Origin of the sequence: Caballeronia sp. LP006, from assembly GCF_031450995.1 — a bacterium.
In the GTDB taxonomy this organism is placed as follows: domain Bacteria; phylum Pseudomonadota; class Gammaproteobacteria; order Burkholderiales; family Burkholderiaceae; genus Caballeronia.
The window spans coordinates 770,234-787,726 of sequence record NZ_JARTVW010000003.1 but is presented as its reverse complement, the minus strand read 5'-3'; the positions used below and the strand labels follow the sequence as shown (position 1 = coordinate 787,726).

Genomic DNA, 17,493 nt, shown 5'->3' with positions numbered 1-17,493 from the left:
AGTCAGACATGCCAGGCACGATGACACAAAAGCTGATCAACGATGGCGATGCCGCCGTCGACGAGATGCTCGAGGGCGTCATGGCCGCGCACGGCGATCTGCTGACGCGCAGCGACAGCGCGCCCCGGGCGATCATCGCGCGCAACGGGCCGCGTGAGGGCAAGGTGGCGTTGATCATCGGCGGAGGATCGGGACACGAGCCGACGTTTTTGGGCTTCGTCGGCCGCGGTCTAGCCGATGCCGCCGTGATCGGCAACGTCTTCGCTTCGCCGCCGCCGCAACCGGCCGTCGATGCCGCGCTCGCCGCGCATGGCAACGCGGGCGTGCTGTTCATGTACGGCAATTACGCGGGCGATGTCATGAACTTCGACATGGCGACCGAACTGCTCGAACTCGACGGCGTCGAGGCGCGCACCGTGCTGACCACCGACGACATCGCCTCCGCGCCGCGCGACAAGCGCGAGACGCGGCGCGGCGTGGCGGGCAACGTGTTCATATTCAAGGCAGCGGGCGCCGCGGCGGACCTGATGATGCCGCTCGGCGAAGTGGAGCGCGTCGCGCGCCATGCCAATGCGCGCACGTACACGCTCGGCGTGGCGCTCGCGCCTTGCTCGCTGCCGCAGACGCGTCAACCGAATTTCGAGATTGCCGCCGGCGACATGGAAATCGGCATGGGCATTCATGGCGAACCGGGCATGCGCCGGGAAGCCTTGCGCACGGCCGACGACATCACCGACGAAATCATGGATGCGATCCTCGCCGAGATGGGCGCGGCCAGGGGCGACCGCGTGGCGGTACTCGTGAATTCGCTCGGCTCGACGCCGCTCATGGAGCTTTACATTCTCAACCGGCGCGTTTCGCAGCGCTTGCAGGAGGCGGGACTCGTCGTGCATCGCACGCTCGTGGGGCCGCTGTGCACATCGCTGGAAATGGCGGGCGCGTCGATCACCGTCATGCATCTCGACGATGAATTGCAGCGCCTCATCGATCATCCGTGCGAGTGCGCGATGTTTCAGCAGAGGGCTGCATGATGTCCGCGCTTTCTGCCGCCGACAACGCGCAACTGTTCCGCGAACTCGCGAGCACCATTGCGGCGGCGCGCGACGAACTGTGCCGGCTCGACGGCGTGATTGGCGACGCGGACCACGGCATCGCGATGGAGCAGGGCTTTTCTGCCGCGTCGAGGGCCATCGACGCGTTGCCGTCCGACTGCACGTTCGCGGATCAGTGGAACGCCGCGGCCAAGGGTTTTCTCAACGCGGTCGGCGCATCGTCGGGGCCGCTTTACGCAACGGCGTTCATGCGCGCGGCGAAGGCGGCGGGTGCGCGTCAGGCATTGCCGCTGAACGAAGCGCCGGGGTTGATCGTCGCGATGGCCGAAGGCATCCGGTCGCGCGGCAAGGCGGAAGTCGGCGAAAAAACCATGGTCGATGCGTGGGCGCCTGCCGCCTCGGCAGCCGAAGAAGGCATGGCGGACGGCTTGTCCGTGAGCGAGATCCTGACGCGCGTTCGCGAAGCGGCGAACGCGGGCGCGGAATCCACGAAGGCGATGGTGGCGACCAAGGGAAGATCGGCGCGCCTCGGTGAACGCAGCATCGGTCACATCGATCCGGGCGCGGCCTCCGCCGCGATGGTCATCAACGTGATTGCAGAAAGCTGGGGAAGACATGACACGCACTGAACGAATGGACAGCCGCGAGGTGAGCCAATGAGCGCAATGACTCCGTCGATCAAGCATCAGGGCAAGCGCGGCATGCGCGTTGTGATCGGCATCGTGTTGCTGGCCATTTTGCTGATCGCGATGGCCATGAGTACCAAAATCGTGAAGATCGGTTCCGGCGCCGATACGCAGACCAAGGAATTCGAGCCGGAAGCCTACGGCAAGAAGCAGTTTCCGAAGACGCAGGCCGCGATAGAAAAGCGCGCCGTCGATGCGGCGACGCTGGCCGCCGCCATTGCCAAGGATCAGGACGCGGCGGGCAAGCAATACGGCATCGCGGGCGGCGGCATCGGTCCTGAGATGTCGGTGAAGTTCTCGGGTGTCGCGGGCAAGGAAGACTCCGGCGTGTACGAAGTCAAGGTGCCGGGCCTGCCCGATTCGCTCGTCATACGCGTGCAGACGGGACCGGCGATCAACGGCACCGACTTGCGCGATGCCACGGGCGACATCAGCTTCGGCCAGTTCACGAATCAGATCGACTACCAGAACGCCGGTTACGCCATCAACACGGAGATGAAGAAACAGGTTCTGTCGAAGGTCGATACCGCCAAGTTGACGGGCAAGACAGTCGATGTCGTCGGCGTGTTCCAGCTGATCAATCCGAACGGCTGGCTCGTCACTCCTGTGAAGCTGGACGCGAAATGAGCACCATCGATCCAACCAACGAACAGGGCGCGGCGAAGGATGGCGTGCTGCTGTCCGCGCGCGATGTCGTCAAGTCGTATGGCGGCGTGCATGCGCTCAAGGGCGTGAACTTCGAGATTCATCGCGGCAAGGTCACGACGCTCTTCGGCGAAAACGGCGCGGGCAAGTCGACGCTCATGAAAATCCTCTCGGGCGTGGAAAAACCGACCTCCGGAGAAATCGAGCTGGATGGCGAACGCGTGGCGTTCACGTCATCGACGGATGCGCGCAATCACGGCATCTCCATCATTCATCAGGAACTGAGTCTCGCGCCGAACCTGAGCGTGCGCGACAACGTCTTCATGGGCCGCGAGCTGCGCACGCCGACCGGCGTCAACTTCGCCGAAGAAGCGCGGCAGACGCGCGCGCTGATGGAGGAACTCGAAGAAGACGTCGACCCCATGACGCTGGTGCGCGATCTGCGCCTCGGTCAGCAGCAGGTCGTCGAGATCGCGCGGGCGTTGTCGGTCGATTCGCGCATCCTGATCATGGACGAACCGACTTCGGCGCTGAGCGCATCCGAAGTGGAGGTGCTGTTCAAGGTGATTCGCGACTTGACGAGCCGGGGCGTATCGATCGTCTACATCTCGCATCATCTGGAAGAAGCATTGCAGGTCACGGACTATGCCGTGGTGCTGCGCGATGGCCGCATCACCGCGACGGCGGAGCGCAAGGACATCGACCTCGGATGGATCGTGCGCAACATGGTGGGCGAGAACTTCGACCTCGGCTCGCCGCCGACCGGCTACGAGTTCGGCGAAGTCGCGCTCGATATCGACGATGTCAGCATCGCCGATGAATCCGGCTCGGGCGTGTCCGTGGTCGATCGTCTGTCGCTCAAGGTGCGCGCGGGAGAGATCGTCTGCATCTACGGATTGATGGGCGCGGGCCGCACGGAACTGCTCGAAGCGGTCGCGGGACGCACGCGGCTGCCGGTGACGGGCGGAACCATTCGGCTCGAAGGCGAGAGCATGGCGGGGCTGAGTATCGCGCAGCGCATTGGCCGTGGGCTCGTGCTGGTGCCGGAAGATCGTCAGCGCGACGGCCTCGTGCCGACGATGAGCGTCGGCTCGAACTTGTCGCTCGCGAGCATCCGCTCTTTCGTGAAGGGCATCTTGATGTCGCCGCCGGTCGAGCGTGAACTCGTCGGCCAGTCGATCCGCAACGTGCACGTGAAGACCTCGGGCCCGGGCGCTTCGATCCGTTCGCTGTCGGGCGGAAATCAGCAGAAGGTGGTGATCGGCAAGATGCTGGCAACCGGACCGCGCGTCATTCTGCTCGACGAACCCAGTCGCGGCATCGACATCGGTGCGAAGTCGGAAGTCTTTCGTCTGCTCGCCGAGAACGCGAAGAAGGGTTTGGCCGTCGTGTATTCGACGTCGGAAGTGGGCGAATGCCTGAGCGTTGCGCATCGCATCATCGTCATGCGGCGCGGAAAGATTTCCGCGGAATTCGGCCCCGACGCCAACAAGGACGACATCATGGCCGCCTCCGGCGAAGCCGTGGTCGCCTGAATCAGAACATGCCTGGAGACATTGAACATGAACGACGCCGCCAAAACATCGACTCGCTCCGGATCGTCCGGCGAAGGGTTCGACCTCGGCAAAGTGCTGCTCGAAGGACGCGCGTTCTTCGCGCTGATCGCCATCATCATCATCTTTTCGTTTCTCTCGCCGAATTATTTCGCAGTAGAAAACTTCCTTACGATGGCCTCACACGTGGCTATCTACGGGATTCTCGCGATCGGCATGCTGCTCGTGATCATCAACGGCGGCATTGATTTGTCGGTGGGTTCGACGCTCGGGCTGTCGGGCGTCGTCGCGGGATTTTTCATGCAAGGCGTGACGCTCAACATGTTCGGGGTCGTCATGTACCCGTCGGTCTGGGTCGTGGTGGTGCTGTGCTGCGCGCTCGGCGCGTTCATCGGGCTCGTGAACGGCATTCTCATTGCGCGCTTCAAGGTGCCGGCTTTCGTCGCCACGCTCGGCGTGATGTACGTGGTGCGCGGTTTCGCCCTCCTCATGACCAATGGCCTCACGTACAACAACCTGGGCGGTCAGGCGGACCTGGGCAATACCGGTTTCGACTACCTGGGCTTCGACCGCTTGTTCAACGTGCCGGTGGGCGTGCTGATTCTCGCGATCATCGCGATTCTCGGCAGTATCGCGCTCAATCGCTCGGCCTTCGGGCGCTGGCTCTATGCGTCCGGCGGCAACGACCGCGCGGCGGAATTGTCGGGCGTGCCCGTGAAGCGCGTGCTGATCAGCGTGTACATGCTGTCGGGAATGTGCGCGGCTATCGCGGGACTGATTCTTTCATCGCAGCTCACGTCCGCCGGGCCGACCGCTGGCACGACCTACGAACTGACGGCCATCGCGGCGGTCGTGATTGGCGGGGCATCGCTGATGGGCGGCACCGGCAACATTCGCGGCACGTTGCTCGGCGCGTTCGTGATCGGCTTCCTGTCCGACGGGCTCGTGATTATCGGCATCTCGTCTTACTGGCAAACGGTATTCACCGGCGCGGTCATCGTGCTCGCGGTGTTGCTCAATGCCATTCAATATCGCCGCAAGGTCAAGCGTCCGACGCCGACCGGCGGCCCACTGGCTTCTCCGCAAGGCGGCGGCAAGGCATAGCCCGACCTCCGGCACGCGAGAAGAATATCGAAGTCCTGCGCCAACACCAACCCAAGAAAGAGACACGCCATGACTATGAAGAGAAAGACCTTGATCCTTGCGGCCCTCGCCGTGGCTGCGCCCTTGTTTGCGAGCCAGGCTCAGGCGGCGGGCGGGCTGATCAGCATTATCGTCAACGATCCCGCCAATCCTTACTGGCTCGCCGAAGGCAACATCGCGGCGGCGGAAGCCAAGAAGCTAGGCTATAGCGCGAACGTGTCGGCATCGAAAGGCGACACGAACACCGAAAGCCAGCAGATCGACACGGCCATCACCAACAAGTCGGTTGCGATCATTCTGGATCCGGCCAATGCGAGCGGCTCCGTCGGCGCCGTGAAGAAGGCGATTGCCGCGAACATTCCGGTGTTCCTCGTCAACGCGGAAATCAACCAGCCGGGGCTCGCGAAGGCGCAGCTCGTGTCGAACAACGCGCAAGGCGCGGCGCTCGGTGCTCAGCAATGGACGAAGGATGTCGGGCCGAAGGGCAACTATGTCGAATTGCTCGGCTCGCCTTCGGACAACAACGCCGCGACGCGTTCCAACGGCTACAAGTCGGTGCTCTCGCAGTATCCGGATCTCAAGATGGTCGGCTCGCAAGTGGCCAACTGGGATCGTACGCAAGGCTTCAATGCGACGCAGAGCCTGCTGCAGGCGCACCCGGATGTGATCGGCGTGATCAGCGGCAACGATGAAATGGCGCTCGGCGCGATTGCGGCGCTCAAGCAATCGGGCAAGCTGAAGAACGTGAAAGTCGGTGGTTTCGATGGCTCGCCGGCCGCGGTCGAGGCAGTGAAAGCGGGCGAGTTGCAGTACACCGTGCTGCAACCGGTCGCGGAGTTTTCCGCCAAGGCCGTGCAGGAAGCCGATCAGTTCCTGAAGACCGGCAAGACGGGCGCCGCCAGCGAAAAGCAGTTGTTCGACTGCGTGCTGATCACGAAGGCGAACGTGTCGAAATACACCGCGCCGTTCGTGCTTTCGAAGTGACCTAGCAGGCGTTTTCCTCCGCGCGCCGGGCGGGCATGAGGCACGTCCGGCGCATGACGCGGCCTCATTTGCAAGACACACTGTCCGACAACCTAACCATGTCTGATACCCCGTTCTGGGTCGGCACGAGCTGGAAGATGAACAAGACCCTGGCGCAAGCGATCGCTTTCGCCGAGGGTTTGCTCGCGAGCCCTGACGACCCGCGAATCCAGTGCTTCGTGATTCCGCCGTTCACCGCGATTCGCGAAGTGAAGTCGATTCTCGCCGAGACCAATGTCAAGGTCGGCGCGCAAAACATGCATTGGGCCGAAGAGGGCGCGTGGACCGGCGAAATTTCCCCGCCGATGCTGGTCGATTGCGGCATGGATCTCGTCGAACTCGGCCATTCCGAACGGCGCGAGCACTTCGGTGAAACCGACGACACCGTCGGACGCAAGGTCGAGGCCGCCGTGCGTCACGGATTGACGCCGCTGATCTGCATTGGCGAAACGCTCGCCGACAAAGAGAGCGGGCGCGCTGCGGACGTGTTGGCCACCGAGGTGCGCGGCGCGTTGGCGCGTCTTTCTCCTGAACAACGAACGGCGCCGATTCTGCTCGCGTACGAGCCGGTATGGGCTATCGGCGAGAGCGGCATTCCGGCTAGTCCCGAATATGCGGATGCGCGTCAAGCCGAGATCAGCAAAGTGGCGGAGGAAACGCTCGGGCGAAGCATTCCCTGTTTGTACGGCGGCTCCGTCAATCCGGGCAACTGCGCGGAACTGGCCGCGTGCCCGCACATCGATGGACTTTTCATCGGCCGCTCGGCGTGGAGCGTGGGCGGCTATCTGGATATTTTGAAACGCGTCGGCGCGGTGCTTTGACTTGGCATGCTCGACTTGCATCGAACAATCGACGGAGATACTCATGAAGCTAGCAATTGGTGGAGACAGCGCCGGAGTGGGACTTGCACGCGTGCTGGCGGATTATTTGAAGGACCGCTTCGAGGTATTCGAGGTGTCGCACAATGAGGCGAGCCCGAACGAGTTTTACGCCAATCTCTCGGACCGCGTGGCCTCTGGTGTGATGAGCGGCGAATACGATCGCGCGATTCTCGTGTGCGGGACGGGCATTGGTGTAAGCATCTCGGCGAACAAGGTGCCGGGCATTCGCGCCGCGCTGTGTCACGATACTTATTCGGCGGAACGCGCGGCGCTTTCCAACAACGCGCAGATCATCACGATGGGCTCGCGCGTGATCGGACCTGAAGTCGCGAAGACCATCGCCGATTCGTTTCTCGCCAATACCTTCGACGAGAATGGACGCAGCGCGGGCAATGTGAACGCGATCAACGAGCTCGACGACAAGTATCATCGCTAGGATAGTGCTCGCTAGACCCGTGCGCCGCGCTTGCGCACGGGGCGCGTCGACGTGTGAAAGCGGTCCTCGGTTTGCTCGATAGCCTGTCCGAGAAATTGCAGGAACATGCCCATCGCGACCGTGGTCGTCAGATCGGAGCGTTGATACAGGCAACTGGACGATTGCGCGCCCGCATCGGCGAGCGGCGTCCATGCGAGCTTGCCCCCGGCGACGTCTTCCGCGACATTCTCCGCAATCAGAAAGCCGATGCCGATGCCATCCGCCACCAGCCGGCGCACCATGGCGACCGAACTGGTTTCGACGAGCGGTCGCGCATTGCGCCGGTCGCGGTGATCGATTTGATCGACCATCGCGCGCAATTCGGTATCCGGCGACATCAGGATGAGCGGATAGCCAAGGCAGTCGCGTAGTCGCGGACGTCGCTGGAGTTTCATGAGCGGATGTCCCGGTGGCGTGACCACGCCGAGGTGCTGCACGTATGCGCGCACTTCCACGACGCCGGGCGGCGGCTTGCGACGCAGGCCGTAGCCAATGTCGGCCTCACCGGTCTCCACCCACTTCAAGATGTTTTCGCCGTTACCCGAACGCACGCTGTAGGTGACGCCCGGATAGCGCGTCATCGCGGCCTGAATCGCGCCGGGCACCAGATACTCCGCCGACGAAGGCGACACGGCCAGATTGACGTGTCCGCGCCGCAGCGAGCGCAAGTCCTCGACCTGAGTCATCGCGTTGTCGAAATCGCGCTGACCGCGCCGCACGGCCGCGATGATGATCTCGCCCGCCGTGGTGAGCTGCATGCCGCGCGGCAAGCGGTCGAAGAGCGGCGAGCCGACCTGTTCTTCCAGATTGAGGATCTGCTGATGCACCGCAGCCGCGGTCAGATGCAGCGATTCGGCCGCCTTGCGGATGGAACCGCGCCTGACGACTTCGTCGAAGCAACGGAAGGTCTGTGATATTGGACGCATGGCTTACCGTATGGATTTTTCTGACGACCCGTTTAAAACAATCAGGTTTTACTGACGCGTGGAATAGCCTAAATTTTGCTCCATCATCTTAACGGAGCAAACCGTGACTACCACCGTCGATCAAATCACCCAGCGTCGCCGTGGCGTCGGGCTCATAGCGCACGACCCGAACCTGTCCGCTGGCGGCTATACGCTGATCGCGCCGCAAACGGCAGGCGGGCGCGTGTTTCTCGTCGATATGCGCGGCGAAGTCGTGCATGAATGGCAGATGCCGGTGCGCCCCGGCCGTCATGCGGTGATTCTCCCGAACGGCAATCTCGGTTACAACGGCAATCATGTGGATTCGGAAGATCGATATGCGCCTTGGTCGATGTGGCACGGCGGCGATTTTTACGAAGTCACGCCGGAGGGCGAGGTAGTGTGGCGGTACCAGGACCCGGCGCATCATCACGACGCGCAGTGGCTGCCGAACGGAAACCTGCTGTACGCCGCGTGCGCGCCGGTGCCCGCGGGTTTCGCCGATCGCGTGCCGGGCGGCACGGCGCATGGTCCGGACGAGCCCATGTTCGCGGACGTGATCCGCGAAGTGAATCGCGCGGGCGAACTCGTGTGGGAATGGAAAGCCTGGGAGCATCTCGATCCGAAAGACTTTCCTATCGCGCCGGGCTTCGGCCGTTATCACTGGCCGCTCGTGAACGGGCTCGGTGTGAATGCGCAAGGCGAGGTGCTGATGAGCTTACGCACCACGTCGGGCATTATCGCGGTCGACCGTCGAACGGGCCACGTGACCATGCATATCCCACCGGACGTGGTTTCGCATCAGCATGCGCCGGTCGCGCTCGCCAACGGCAACATCCTCACGTTCGACAACGGCAACTTTCGCGCGGGCGCGCACGTGGCATTCTCGCGTGTGTTGGAGATCGATCCGTCGACGCACGAAATCGTATGGTCTTACGCCGACGACATGGTCAACATGTTCTACAGCGCGTTCATGGGCAACGCGCAGCGGCTCGCGAACGGCAACACGCATATCACCGAATCGGCGACGGGGCGTCTTTTCGAAGTCACGCCCGCAGGCGAAGTGGTATGGGAATACGTGATTCCGTGGTTCGCCGAATACCCGGACGAAGCGGCCCGCAAGACAGGTCCGGGGCAATTGAACAGCGTCTTTCAAACCTTCCGCTACCGCCGCGAGCAATTGCCGTGGTTGCCTGCTTGAGCGCCGTGCGCCACGCGCTTCGAAACCATGGGGGTCTCGTGAAAGCTGAATCCGCCACGCATGATGTCGACGCGCGTTTGCCCGCATGGCAACTCGCGCTGTTCGGTCTGCAACATGTGCTGTCCATGGCCGCATCGCCCGTTACGGCGGTCTTTCTGATGTCGCGCATGTTGTCGCTGCCAGCCGAGATGACCGTGCATCTGATCGGCGCGACGTTCTTCGTGTGCGGCGCCGGCACGATCTTACAGTCGCTCGGCGCGGGGCCGGTGGGCGCGCGGCTGCCATTCGTGATGGTGCCGGGCGGCGCGCCCGCGATGCTCTTCGCCGTCATCGCGATGCAAACGGATCTGCGTACCGCGGCGGGCGCGGCGATCCTCACCAGTCTCTTCTACTGGATCGTGCTGCCGGTATTCGCGCGCTGTCTGCGCTTCTTTCCGCGCGTGGTCGTGGGCGCCATGCTGCTGCTCGTCTCGGTCAGTCTCACCCGGATTTACGCCGGAATCGTCGTCGGGCAGCCGGGGACGCCGGGCTTTGCGCGGCCCGAGGCGCTCGGACTTGCGCTGCTGACCATCGTGGCCACGCTCGCGGTCGCGCGTCTCTTCAAGGGCACGCTGGGCAGGCTCGCGGTGCTGCTGGGTCTTGTCATCGGCACGTTCGCCGCCTGGGCAATGGGTTCGATGTCCCTAAGCGGCCTCTGGAGCGGCCCACTCTTCACGTGGCCGATGCTATTGCCCTTCGGCATGCCGCGCTTCGACGTGCTGGCCGCGCTTCCCATGCTGATCTTCAGTGTCATTTCGATGGCCGAAGCCACTGGACAGACGGTTGCCGTCGGCGAGATCACGGGCAGGAAGATCGACGTTCGCCGCGACGTACCGCGCACGATTCGCGGCGATGCGCTGGCGTCGCTGATCGGCTCGTTGCTCGGCACGTCGCTCATCATCACGAGCGCGGAGAATATCGGCGTCGTGCAGACCACGCGTGTGCGGTCTCGCTACGTCACCGCGACGGCGGGCGTGATGCTGATGCTCATCGCGCTGTTCGTGCCGCTCGGACGCCTTGCCTACGCGATTCCGGCGCCCGTGGTCGGCGGCACCGCGCTGATCGTCTTCGCGATGATCGGCGTGATGGGGATCAACCTGCTCGGCAAGGTCGATCTGCACGCGCGCGGCAATCAGTACACGCTGGCTGCGGCGCTCGTGATGGGTCTGTTACCGATACTCGTGCCCAACGTCTATGCAGCGCTTCCCGGCTCGCTGCAGATCGTGATGGGTAACGGCATGGCGGCGGGCACGCTGACGGCGATCATCGTCAATCTCATATTCGGCGCGTGGCGTCTCGCGCCGGTGGAGAAGGTTCAGTCAACCTGATTTCCGGACTTTCGAGCTCAGGCAGTTCTCCTTCTAACGCTCCTCCCAGACAGCATGACAACAAAAATTCATCGCGCGACACTCGTCGCGGGTTTGACCACGCTCGTCGTTTCGCCGCTGGCATTTGCGCAAAGCAGCGTCACGTTATACGGCAGCATCGATTCGGGTATTGGATACGTGAGCAATTTGCGCGGCTCGTCGGCTTATATCGCGCAGCAAGGGACCTTGCAGGCGGACCGTTTCGGCTTTCAGGGTGTCGAGGAAATCGGCGCGGGGCGCTCGGTGCTGTTCAGGCTCGAAAGCGGTTTTGTCACGACGACGGGTGCATCCGCCAGCAGCACGACGTTTTTCAATCGACAAGCCTATGTCGGAATGTCCGACGCGACGCTCGGCACGGTCACGCTCGGGCGTCAAACCGACTGGAACTTCGACTGGCTCGGCTCGGTTTCGACAGCTCAGTTGCTCGGCGACTTTTCCGCGTTTCATCCAGGCAATCTCGATGGTCTCGGCAGCACGCTTCCCGTGCAGTTATCGAGCACGGTCAAGTGGAAGAGCGCTGCTTATCGCGGCCTGAGCGTCGGCGCGCTTTATGGATTCCCGGGCGCATCGGCCAGCAATACCAACGGGCGGACGATCAGTTTCGGTGGGAACTATGCCAACGGTCCGCTCAAACTGGTGGCGGTGTATTCGGAGTACCGCGACCGGCTGCTGCCGCTATCAAGCGGGCTTGGGCTGACTTCGTTCGAAGGCCAGACGCTCGCGCCCGGCGCCACGTTCAATGCGAGCCAGGTGCGGGAGATGGGTATTGGTGGCTCGTACCGGTTCGAGCGCGTCACGCTGCATGCGCTCGCAACCGATATGCGCATCGCGTCCAAGGGCGGCAGCGAACATTTTCGCAGCATCGACGGCGGTGCGAATCTGCGCGTGACACCCGCGGAGGAAATCGGCGTGGGCGCATGGACGGCGACGCTCGGCGCGCGTCGCTGGACGCAATTCACAGCGGCCAATGTGTATTCGCTATCGAAGACAACCCAGCTTTATGCCGATGTGATGTTCGAAACGGCGGGCGGCGGCGCGGTGGCCAATACGCTTGGCATCGGGGCGGCCTCGAGTGGGAAGCAGGTGGTGTGTCTCGCCGGGATTCATCATCTGTTCTGACAATGATCGATCTTTCGGCAGCGTGAGGCCGCCGACGAAGTCAGCGACCCACGGCATATGTCGCATCATTGCAGTTTCCAGATTTGCGCCGCAATCTCGCCTTCGTCCTGGAAAGCATCGAGGATGGTTTCCAGCCCCACGAACGGCACGTTATTCACGGTCAGGAAGAAGGCAAGCCGCCGGCCGCTCCTTGCATCGATATACCCCGCAAGCGCCTGTGACTTGAGAAGCGGCACGGGCGGTGTGGTGTTGCTCAAACCGCCATACGTGCCGGTCTTGGCGTAGACACGACCCTTGGCACCGGCTAGCGTCGGATCGGCCTCGAAGCCGGTGACGGTCGTGAGCGAGCCATCGACGCCGAGTACCGGCAAAGTATCGACGTATGTCGCATAGTCGGGCTTGAGCCGCATGGCGCGCAGCAGCGTGATGACAGCCTTCGCGTTCGCGGTGGTATCGCCGCCGCCGCTGCCGTCGATGAAGTGATACTGGTCCGGCGAAATGCCGAAGGTCGAAGACAGTTCGCCTTGTTCGGTCGTAAGCGCCGTGGCTATGGTGCGCGAGCCGTTCTTCGCCAGTCCGTATTGCATCAGCGTAATGTCCGCGCCGATGTTGTAGCTCACCTTGTTCACGAAACGCAGATCCTGCGCATACGGAGCGGCGGTGAGTTGGGCGATGCGTTGCGCGCTCGAATAAGAACCTTGAGGCGGCAAGGATGCAACCGGATTCGCCTTGACGGGCGCGGCCGTCACGGTCACGCCCGCGCGTGCGAGCGCTTCGATCAGCACCGTGCGCGCATACGTGGAGGGATCGGTGATGCGAAACGTCTGCACGAGCGGATACGCGCCGGTCAGCGCGGGTGGAACCCCCGCCGGCACCGTGCCGCTCACATCGCCGACACAGGTAGCCTGGCCGATACAGTCGAGCGGCTCATCCGGGAATGCCTGATTGAGCACGACGGCAAAGTCCGACGTCGGCGCGCCCGTGGTGAGCGTCGATTGCACCGTGAACGCCGCCGACTGGGGCCGGTACACGAACGGCAGCAGCGCACCTTGCGCGCTTGCGCTGAAGGCGACATCCACGAGATCGTCGTTGACCAGGATCGGCGTCACGTTGAATTCATCGCGGAAGTCGAACGCGTCGAACAGACGATCGTCGATCACCACATCGCCATTGACCGTCTTGATGCCCGAGGCGGCGACCTGCGCGGCCAGCGCGTCGTAACCGGCGAGCGGATCGGGCGTGGTCAGTTGCGCGTTGCCGACACTATTGGCTTCGTTGTGATCGAACGCGGTGAGCGCGATCGTCCCGTCCGGATTCGCGCGACCGCCCATGGTGAGATCGCCGCTCGCGACGAGTACGAGATTGCCGGTGAGCGTGCCGTTTGCATCGACGGTGCCTTGCTTGTAGACCGGCGTCACCAGTCGATGCTGCGCACCGATGACGTCGAGCGCATTGGCTGTGGAGAAGAGCTTACGCACGGACGCGATGAACACCTGTGAGCCCGAGTCGAGATCGTAGATGACATGTCCGGAATCCAGATCGACGACCTGCATGGTCCACGTCGCGCCGCTGTACGCAGGCTTTTTCATCACCTGCATGATGGTGTCGGGCACCGTGGTATCGGTATGGTCCGAGCCGCCGCACGATGCCAGCAACACGGCGGACGCCAGCGCCATGCAGCGCGTGAGGGTCGGTTCCATCAAAGGCTTGATCGCCGAGCGGAAAGACATCATTGCGTCGTATCCTTTTTGGTTGTAGCGCAATGCGTTGAGAGTCGCCGCTTGGAGGAAGCATTTGACCGGACATCGGTCGCGGGTGATCAGGGCGGGGACGTTTTTTTGCGGTGCCGATGCAAATATAAGTTAGGAAGCCGGGACTGACTACGTACTCCCATACACGAACTGTGCGATGACGAACAGAGACGCGGCTGTCGGAATGTTCTGCGGGACTGGAGAAGACCGGATAGCCAACATGTTTACGCGTCGCGGTCAGGCGTTGCACGTGCCCCGACACCTTGCATGACCATTTCGCCAGGCTCCCGTCATGCTGAACCCGACTGCTCCACGCGCTTCGAACGCTTCGCCGCTGACGGTTTCGCAGCGAGTTTCGGCACAGCGTCCGGACTTGTCGCGAGCGCCCTAATGCCGGCAGCGGCAAACCTCACGATCTGAATACGTCGTTCGGCAGCCGGTCGTATCAAGTCTATTCGGCGAATATCGCGGATGGACACTACGAACCGGGGTTCAAGGCATCGCTCGGACTGAAGGATCTGCGACTCGCGTCTGAAGCCGCGCAAGAGTTGGGCGCCGCGTTGCCGATGCTAGCCGCCGTCTACGAACGGATGACTGAAACCGTCGCGGCGGGATTGGGCGAGCGAGACTGGTCGGCCATGGCGAAAGTCACCATCGAGAAACCACGCACCGAGAAGTGAAGGGCGTCACTCAAGGCGCTTCCTGCTGCATGAGCGCTCCTTACCGTTGGATTCCGTCGACGTCCTGTAAGAGACTGCCGACGCTGCTCGCTGTCGATATGGCTCAGCGCATGCAACGAGCGCCGTAACCGCTAAAATTGCGGTTTTAGCCCGGAATACCTGCATGTCTTTTGCCTCGCTTGGCCTGATCGATCCGTTGCTGCGCAACCTGCAGAAGCTCAATTACCAGACACCCACGCCGGTGCAGGTCAAGGCGATTCCTGCTGTGCTCGGTGGCCAGGACGTCATGGCCGCCGCGCAGACCGGCACGGGCAAGACCGCGGGTTTTGCGCTGCCGCTGCTGCAACGGCTGGTGCAACACGGGCCGGCCGTGTCGAGCAATCGCGCGCGCGTTCTGGTTCTCGTGCCCACGCGCGAACTGGCTGAACAAGTGCTGCAAAGCTTTATCGATTACGGCGAAGGCCTGGACCTGCGATTCCTGGCCGCGTATGGCGGCGTGAGCATCAATCCGCAGATGATGGCCTTGCGCAAAGGCGTCGATGTGCTGGTTGCCACACCGGGCCGTTTGCTGGATCTGAATCGCCAAAATGCGGTGCAGTTCGATCGAGTACAGACGCTAGTGCTGGATGAAGCCGACCGCATGCTCGATCTGGGCTTCGCACGCGAACTCAACGCCGTGTTCGCCGCCTTGCCCGCAAAGCGTCAGACGCTGCTGTTCTCCGCCACGTTCTCCGATGAAATCCGCGCCATGGCCGCGAGCATTCTGCGCGACCCGGTCAACATCAGCGTCAGCCCGCCCAATGCCACGGCCAGCAATATCAAGCAGTGGGTGGTGACGGTGGATAAGAGGAACAAGCCTGAACTCTTCATGCACCTCGTGGCCGAGAACAAGTGGGAGCACGCGCTGGTGTTCGTCAAGACCCGTAATGGCGTCGACTATCTGGCGGCCGTGCTGGATGAAGCGGGTTATTCGGTCGACACCATCCACGGCGACAAGCCGCAACCCGCGCGTTTGCGTGCACTCGAACGCTTCAAGACCGGCGAAGTCCATATGCTGGTCGCCACCGATGTGGCTGCGCGCGGACTGGATATCGACGACTTGCCTTTGGTCATCAACGTCGATCTGCCGATCGTGGCGCAAGACTATGTGCACCGCATAGGGCGCACCGGCCGCGCGGGCGCGCGCGGCGTGGCGGTGTCGCTCGTATGTGCCGATGAAGCGCCGCAACTCGCCGCGATCGAAGCGCTGATCCGGCAAACGCTGGTACGCCGGGAAGAACCAGGTTTCGAAGCCGAGCATCGCGTGCCGCAAACCAGCGCGACGGGCGAGATCGTCAAAAAACCTAAAAAGCCCAAAAAGCCGAAAGTGCCGCAGGTTACGCCGGGCGCGGCGCCGGTGCCCGGCAAGAAGTCGCGCCCGCAGGATGGTGAAAACAAGCGCAAGCCTGTGGCACAACAAGACACAGGATTGTCCGGCGTCAATCCGTTTAGCGTGAAGAAGCCGCGTAGCAAATCCGGCAGCAAGCCAGCCGCGGTTGCAGGTAAGCCGGCTGGCGGGCGTGGCAAACGCTAGCTCTCGTCGGGGTGTGATCGGTCTCGCGATGCATCCCGACCGCCGGCCAGCGTCTTCCGCCTGTCACGTCCGCTCACTCCAACTCCACACCCTTCAACTCCGGAATCAGCACGACAGTCGCGACGACATCGACGATATAGATACAAGCCAGCGCCGCGATGGCCGTGCCAAACGAGTAATAGCTCGCCACCGCGCCGATCGCGAGCGGTCCGAACCCGCCGACCGCGCGGCCGATGCTCCACAGCACATTCTGCGCGGTGCCGCGTGCATGAGTCGGATACAACTCGGCCATGAGTGCGCCATAGCCGCCCATCATGCCGTTTACGAACACGCCGACCACCATGCCGCCAATCAGTAGCGCCTCGGGCGTCGTCATGCGCGAGTAGACGAACACCATGACGAGCGCGCCCAACTGATAGATCACGAAGGTAGGCTTCCTGCCGATTCTGTCCGCGAGCTGCCCGAAGATCCAGATGCCGACCAGCATGCCCAGAATCGACGCCGCCGTCCATGTCGCCGACTTGGCGAGCGTGAAGCCGAACGCCTTCGTCAGATAGCCCGGCATCCAGATGATGAGACCGTAGTAGCCAAAGTTCTGCACCGAACACATGACGATCATGCCGATGCTGCGGCGTCGCGTTTCCCGATCGCGAAACAGCGTCTTGAGGGGAAATTCGTGCCGCCTCCTGATTGCTTTCTCGATGAAGATCTTCGGTTCGCCAATCGCCTTGCGGATGACAAACGACAGCACGGCGGGTGCGAGTCCCACGAGAAACATGCCGCGCCACCCGATATGCGGTAACAATACCGGCGTCAGCAGCGCGGCGATCAGCACGCCGATCTGCCAGCCCATGCCGACATACGAGGAGACGCGTCCGCGCTTTTCGGCGGGCCACGCCTCGATGGCGAGCGCCATGCCGATACCGAACTCGCCGCCAAGTCCCAGGCCCGCCACGAAGCGATACGCTAGCAGGTCGTGGTATCCGGTCGCGAAAGCGCACAGACCGGTGAACAGCGCAAAGAGCAGAACGGTGTAAGTGAGCACGCGCACGCGGCCGAGATAATCGCTGAGTATCCCGAAGCCGATGCCACCCGCGACGCCGCCGACGAGCGTCCACGTAACGAGCGAGCCCGCCTGCGCGGAGCTGAGTCCAAGGTCCGCCGAGATGAGGCTCAGCATGAAACCGAGGATCAGCAGGTCGAAGCCGTCCATGGCGTAGCCGGAAATCGATGCGACGAGCGCGCGCACGTGCGGCGGTCCGAATATCGATTTGTCCGTGGCGCTTTGTGGCGAGCTGCCGTAAGACGCCGGCCGTGCCGACGCCGATACATCTTGCGTAATGTCGTCGTTCATGTGTGGT

The 17,493-nt window shown here is 62.7% G+C and carries 16 protein-coding genes; 13 read left to right on the top strand and 3 right to left on the bottom strand.

Annotation, left to right across the window (positions count from 1 at the left end; translation table 11 throughout):
* The first annotated feature begins 8 nt into the window (after positions 1 to 8).
* From P9250_RS08210 to P9250_RS08175, 8 genes are all read left to right on the top strand, one after another.
* Positions 9 to 1,031: a dihydroxyacetone kinase subunit DhaK gene (locus P9250_RS08210; RefSeq protein ID WP_310392292.1), complete on the top strand. Its 1,023-nt coding sequence runs from the start codon at positions 9 to 11 to the stop codon at positions 1,029 to 1,031.
* On the top strand, positions 1,028 to 1,681 hold the full coding sequence (gene dhaL, locus P9250_RS08205) for a dihydroxyacetone kinase subunit DhaL (RefSeq protein WP_310392290.1): 654 nt from the start codon (positions 1,028 to 1,030) through the stop codon (positions 1,679 to 1,681). The genes P9250_RS08210 and dhaL overlap by 4 nt, the downstream gene beginning before the upstream one ends.
* A gap of 27 nt (positions 1,682 to 1,708) precedes the next feature.
* Positions 1,709 to 2,365, top strand: a complete 657-nt coding sequence (locus P9250_RS08200) for a DUF2291 family protein (protein ID WP_250468268.1) — start codon at positions 1,709 to 1,711, stop codon at positions 2,363 to 2,365.
* On the top strand, positions 2,362 to 3,918 hold the full coding sequence (locus P9250_RS08195) for a sugar ABC transporter ATP-binding protein (protein WP_250468269.1): 1,557 nt from the start codon (positions 2,362 to 2,364) through the stop codon (positions 3,916 to 3,918). Before P9250_RS08200 ends, P9250_RS08195 begins: the two co-directional genes overlap by 4 nt.
* 27 nt (positions 3,919 to 3,945) lie before the next feature.
* Positions 3,946 to 5,040, top strand: a complete 1,095-nt coding sequence (locus tag P9250_RS08190) for an ABC transporter permease (protein ID WP_244830432.1) — start codon at positions 3,946 to 3,948, stop codon at positions 5,038 to 5,040.
* Between the two features lie 69 nt (positions 5,041 to 5,109).
* Positions 5,110 to 6,063: a D-ribose ABC transporter substrate-binding protein gene (locus P9250_RS08185; protein ID WP_310392287.1), complete on the top strand. Its 954-nt coding sequence runs from the start codon at positions 5,110 to 5,112 to the stop codon at positions 6,061 to 6,063.
* A 98-nt stretch (positions 6,064 to 6,161) separates the two neighbouring features.
* Positions 6,162 to 6,923 carry a triose-phosphate isomerase gene (locus tag P9250_RS08180; RefSeq protein WP_310392284.1) on the top strand — a complete coding sequence of 254 codons (762 nt, stop codon included), beginning with the start codon at positions 6,162 to 6,164 and terminating at the stop codon, positions 6,921 to 6,923.
* A 43-nt stretch (positions 6,924 to 6,966) separates the two neighbouring features.
* The gene (locus P9250_RS08175) at positions 6,967 to 7,419 is read left to right on the top strand and encodes an RpiB/LacA/LacB family sugar-phosphate isomerase (protein ID WP_244830427.1); all 453 of its coding nucleotides are present in this window, start codon (positions 6,967 to 6,969) and stop codon (positions 7,417 to 7,419) included.
* A gap of 11 nt (positions 7,420 to 7,430) precedes the next feature.
* Here P9250_RS08175 and P9250_RS08170 read toward each other — a convergent pair whose 3' ends face one another.
* Entirely contained in the window at positions 7,431 to 8,384 is a 954-nt protein-coding gene (locus P9250_RS08170; RefSeq protein ID WP_250468271.1) for a LysR family transcriptional regulator, read from the bottom strand.
* Positions 8,385 to 8,487: 103 nt separating this feature from the next.
* Between P9250_RS08170 and P9250_RS08165 the strand changes: the two genes are divergently transcribed.
* From P9250_RS08165 to P9250_RS08155, 3 genes are read left to right on the top strand one after another with little or no spacing between them, the layout of a single operon-like run.
* Entirely contained in the window at positions 8,488 to 9,603 is a 1,116-nt protein-coding gene (locus P9250_RS08165) for an aryl-sulfate sulfotransferase (RefSeq protein WP_310392282.1), read from the top strand.
* A 38-nt stretch (positions 9,604 to 9,641) separates the two neighbouring features.
* Positions 9,642 to 10,970, top strand: coding sequence for a uracil-xanthine permease family protein (locus P9250_RS08160; protein ID WP_309958507.1), 1,329 nt, complete (start codon positions 9,642 to 9,644; stop codon positions 10,968 to 10,970).
* Between the two features lie 54 nt (positions 10,971 to 11,024).
* A complete protein-coding gene (locus P9250_RS08155) occupies positions 11,025 to 12,128 on the top strand; it encodes a porin (protein ID WP_310392279.1) in 1,104 nt (367 codons plus the stop codon).
* A 65-nt stretch (positions 12,129 to 12,193) separates the two neighbouring features.
* Here P9250_RS08155 and dacB read toward each other — a convergent pair whose 3' ends face one another.
* Entirely contained in the window at positions 12,194 to 13,861 is a 1,668-nt protein-coding gene (gene dacB, locus P9250_RS08150) for a D-alanyl-D-alanine carboxypeptidase/D-alanyl-D-alanine-endopeptidase (RefSeq protein ID WP_310392277.1), read from the bottom strand.
* Between the two features lie 434 nt (positions 13,862 to 14,295).
* On the opposite strand from dacB, the gene P9250_RS08145 reads away from it, so the two are divergent.
* Both P9250_RS08145 and P9250_RS08140 read left to right on the top strand, forming a co-directional pair.
* On the top strand, positions 14,296 to 14,559 hold the full coding sequence (locus P9250_RS08145; RefSeq protein ID WP_284503499.1) for an NAD-binding protein: 264 nt from the start codon (positions 14,296 to 14,298) through the stop codon (positions 14,557 to 14,559).
* A gap of 163 nt (positions 14,560 to 14,722) precedes the next feature.
* Positions 14,723 to 16,132 carry a DEAD/DEAH box helicase gene (locus P9250_RS08140; RefSeq protein ID WP_310392275.1) on the top strand — a complete coding sequence of 470 codons (1,410 nt, stop codon included), beginning with the start codon at positions 14,723 to 14,725 and terminating at the stop codon, positions 16,130 to 16,132.
* Positions 16,133 to 16,205: 73 nt separating this feature from the next.
* Here P9250_RS08140 and P9250_RS08135 read toward each other — a convergent pair whose 3' ends face one another.
* Positions 16,206 to 17,486 carry an MFS transporter gene (locus P9250_RS08135; RefSeq protein ID WP_310392274.1) on the bottom strand — a complete coding sequence of 427 codons (1,281 nt, stop codon included), beginning with the start codon at positions 17,484 to 17,486 and terminating at the stop codon, positions 16,206 to 16,208.
* Between the last annotated feature and the right edge of the window lie 7 nt (positions 17,487 to 17,493).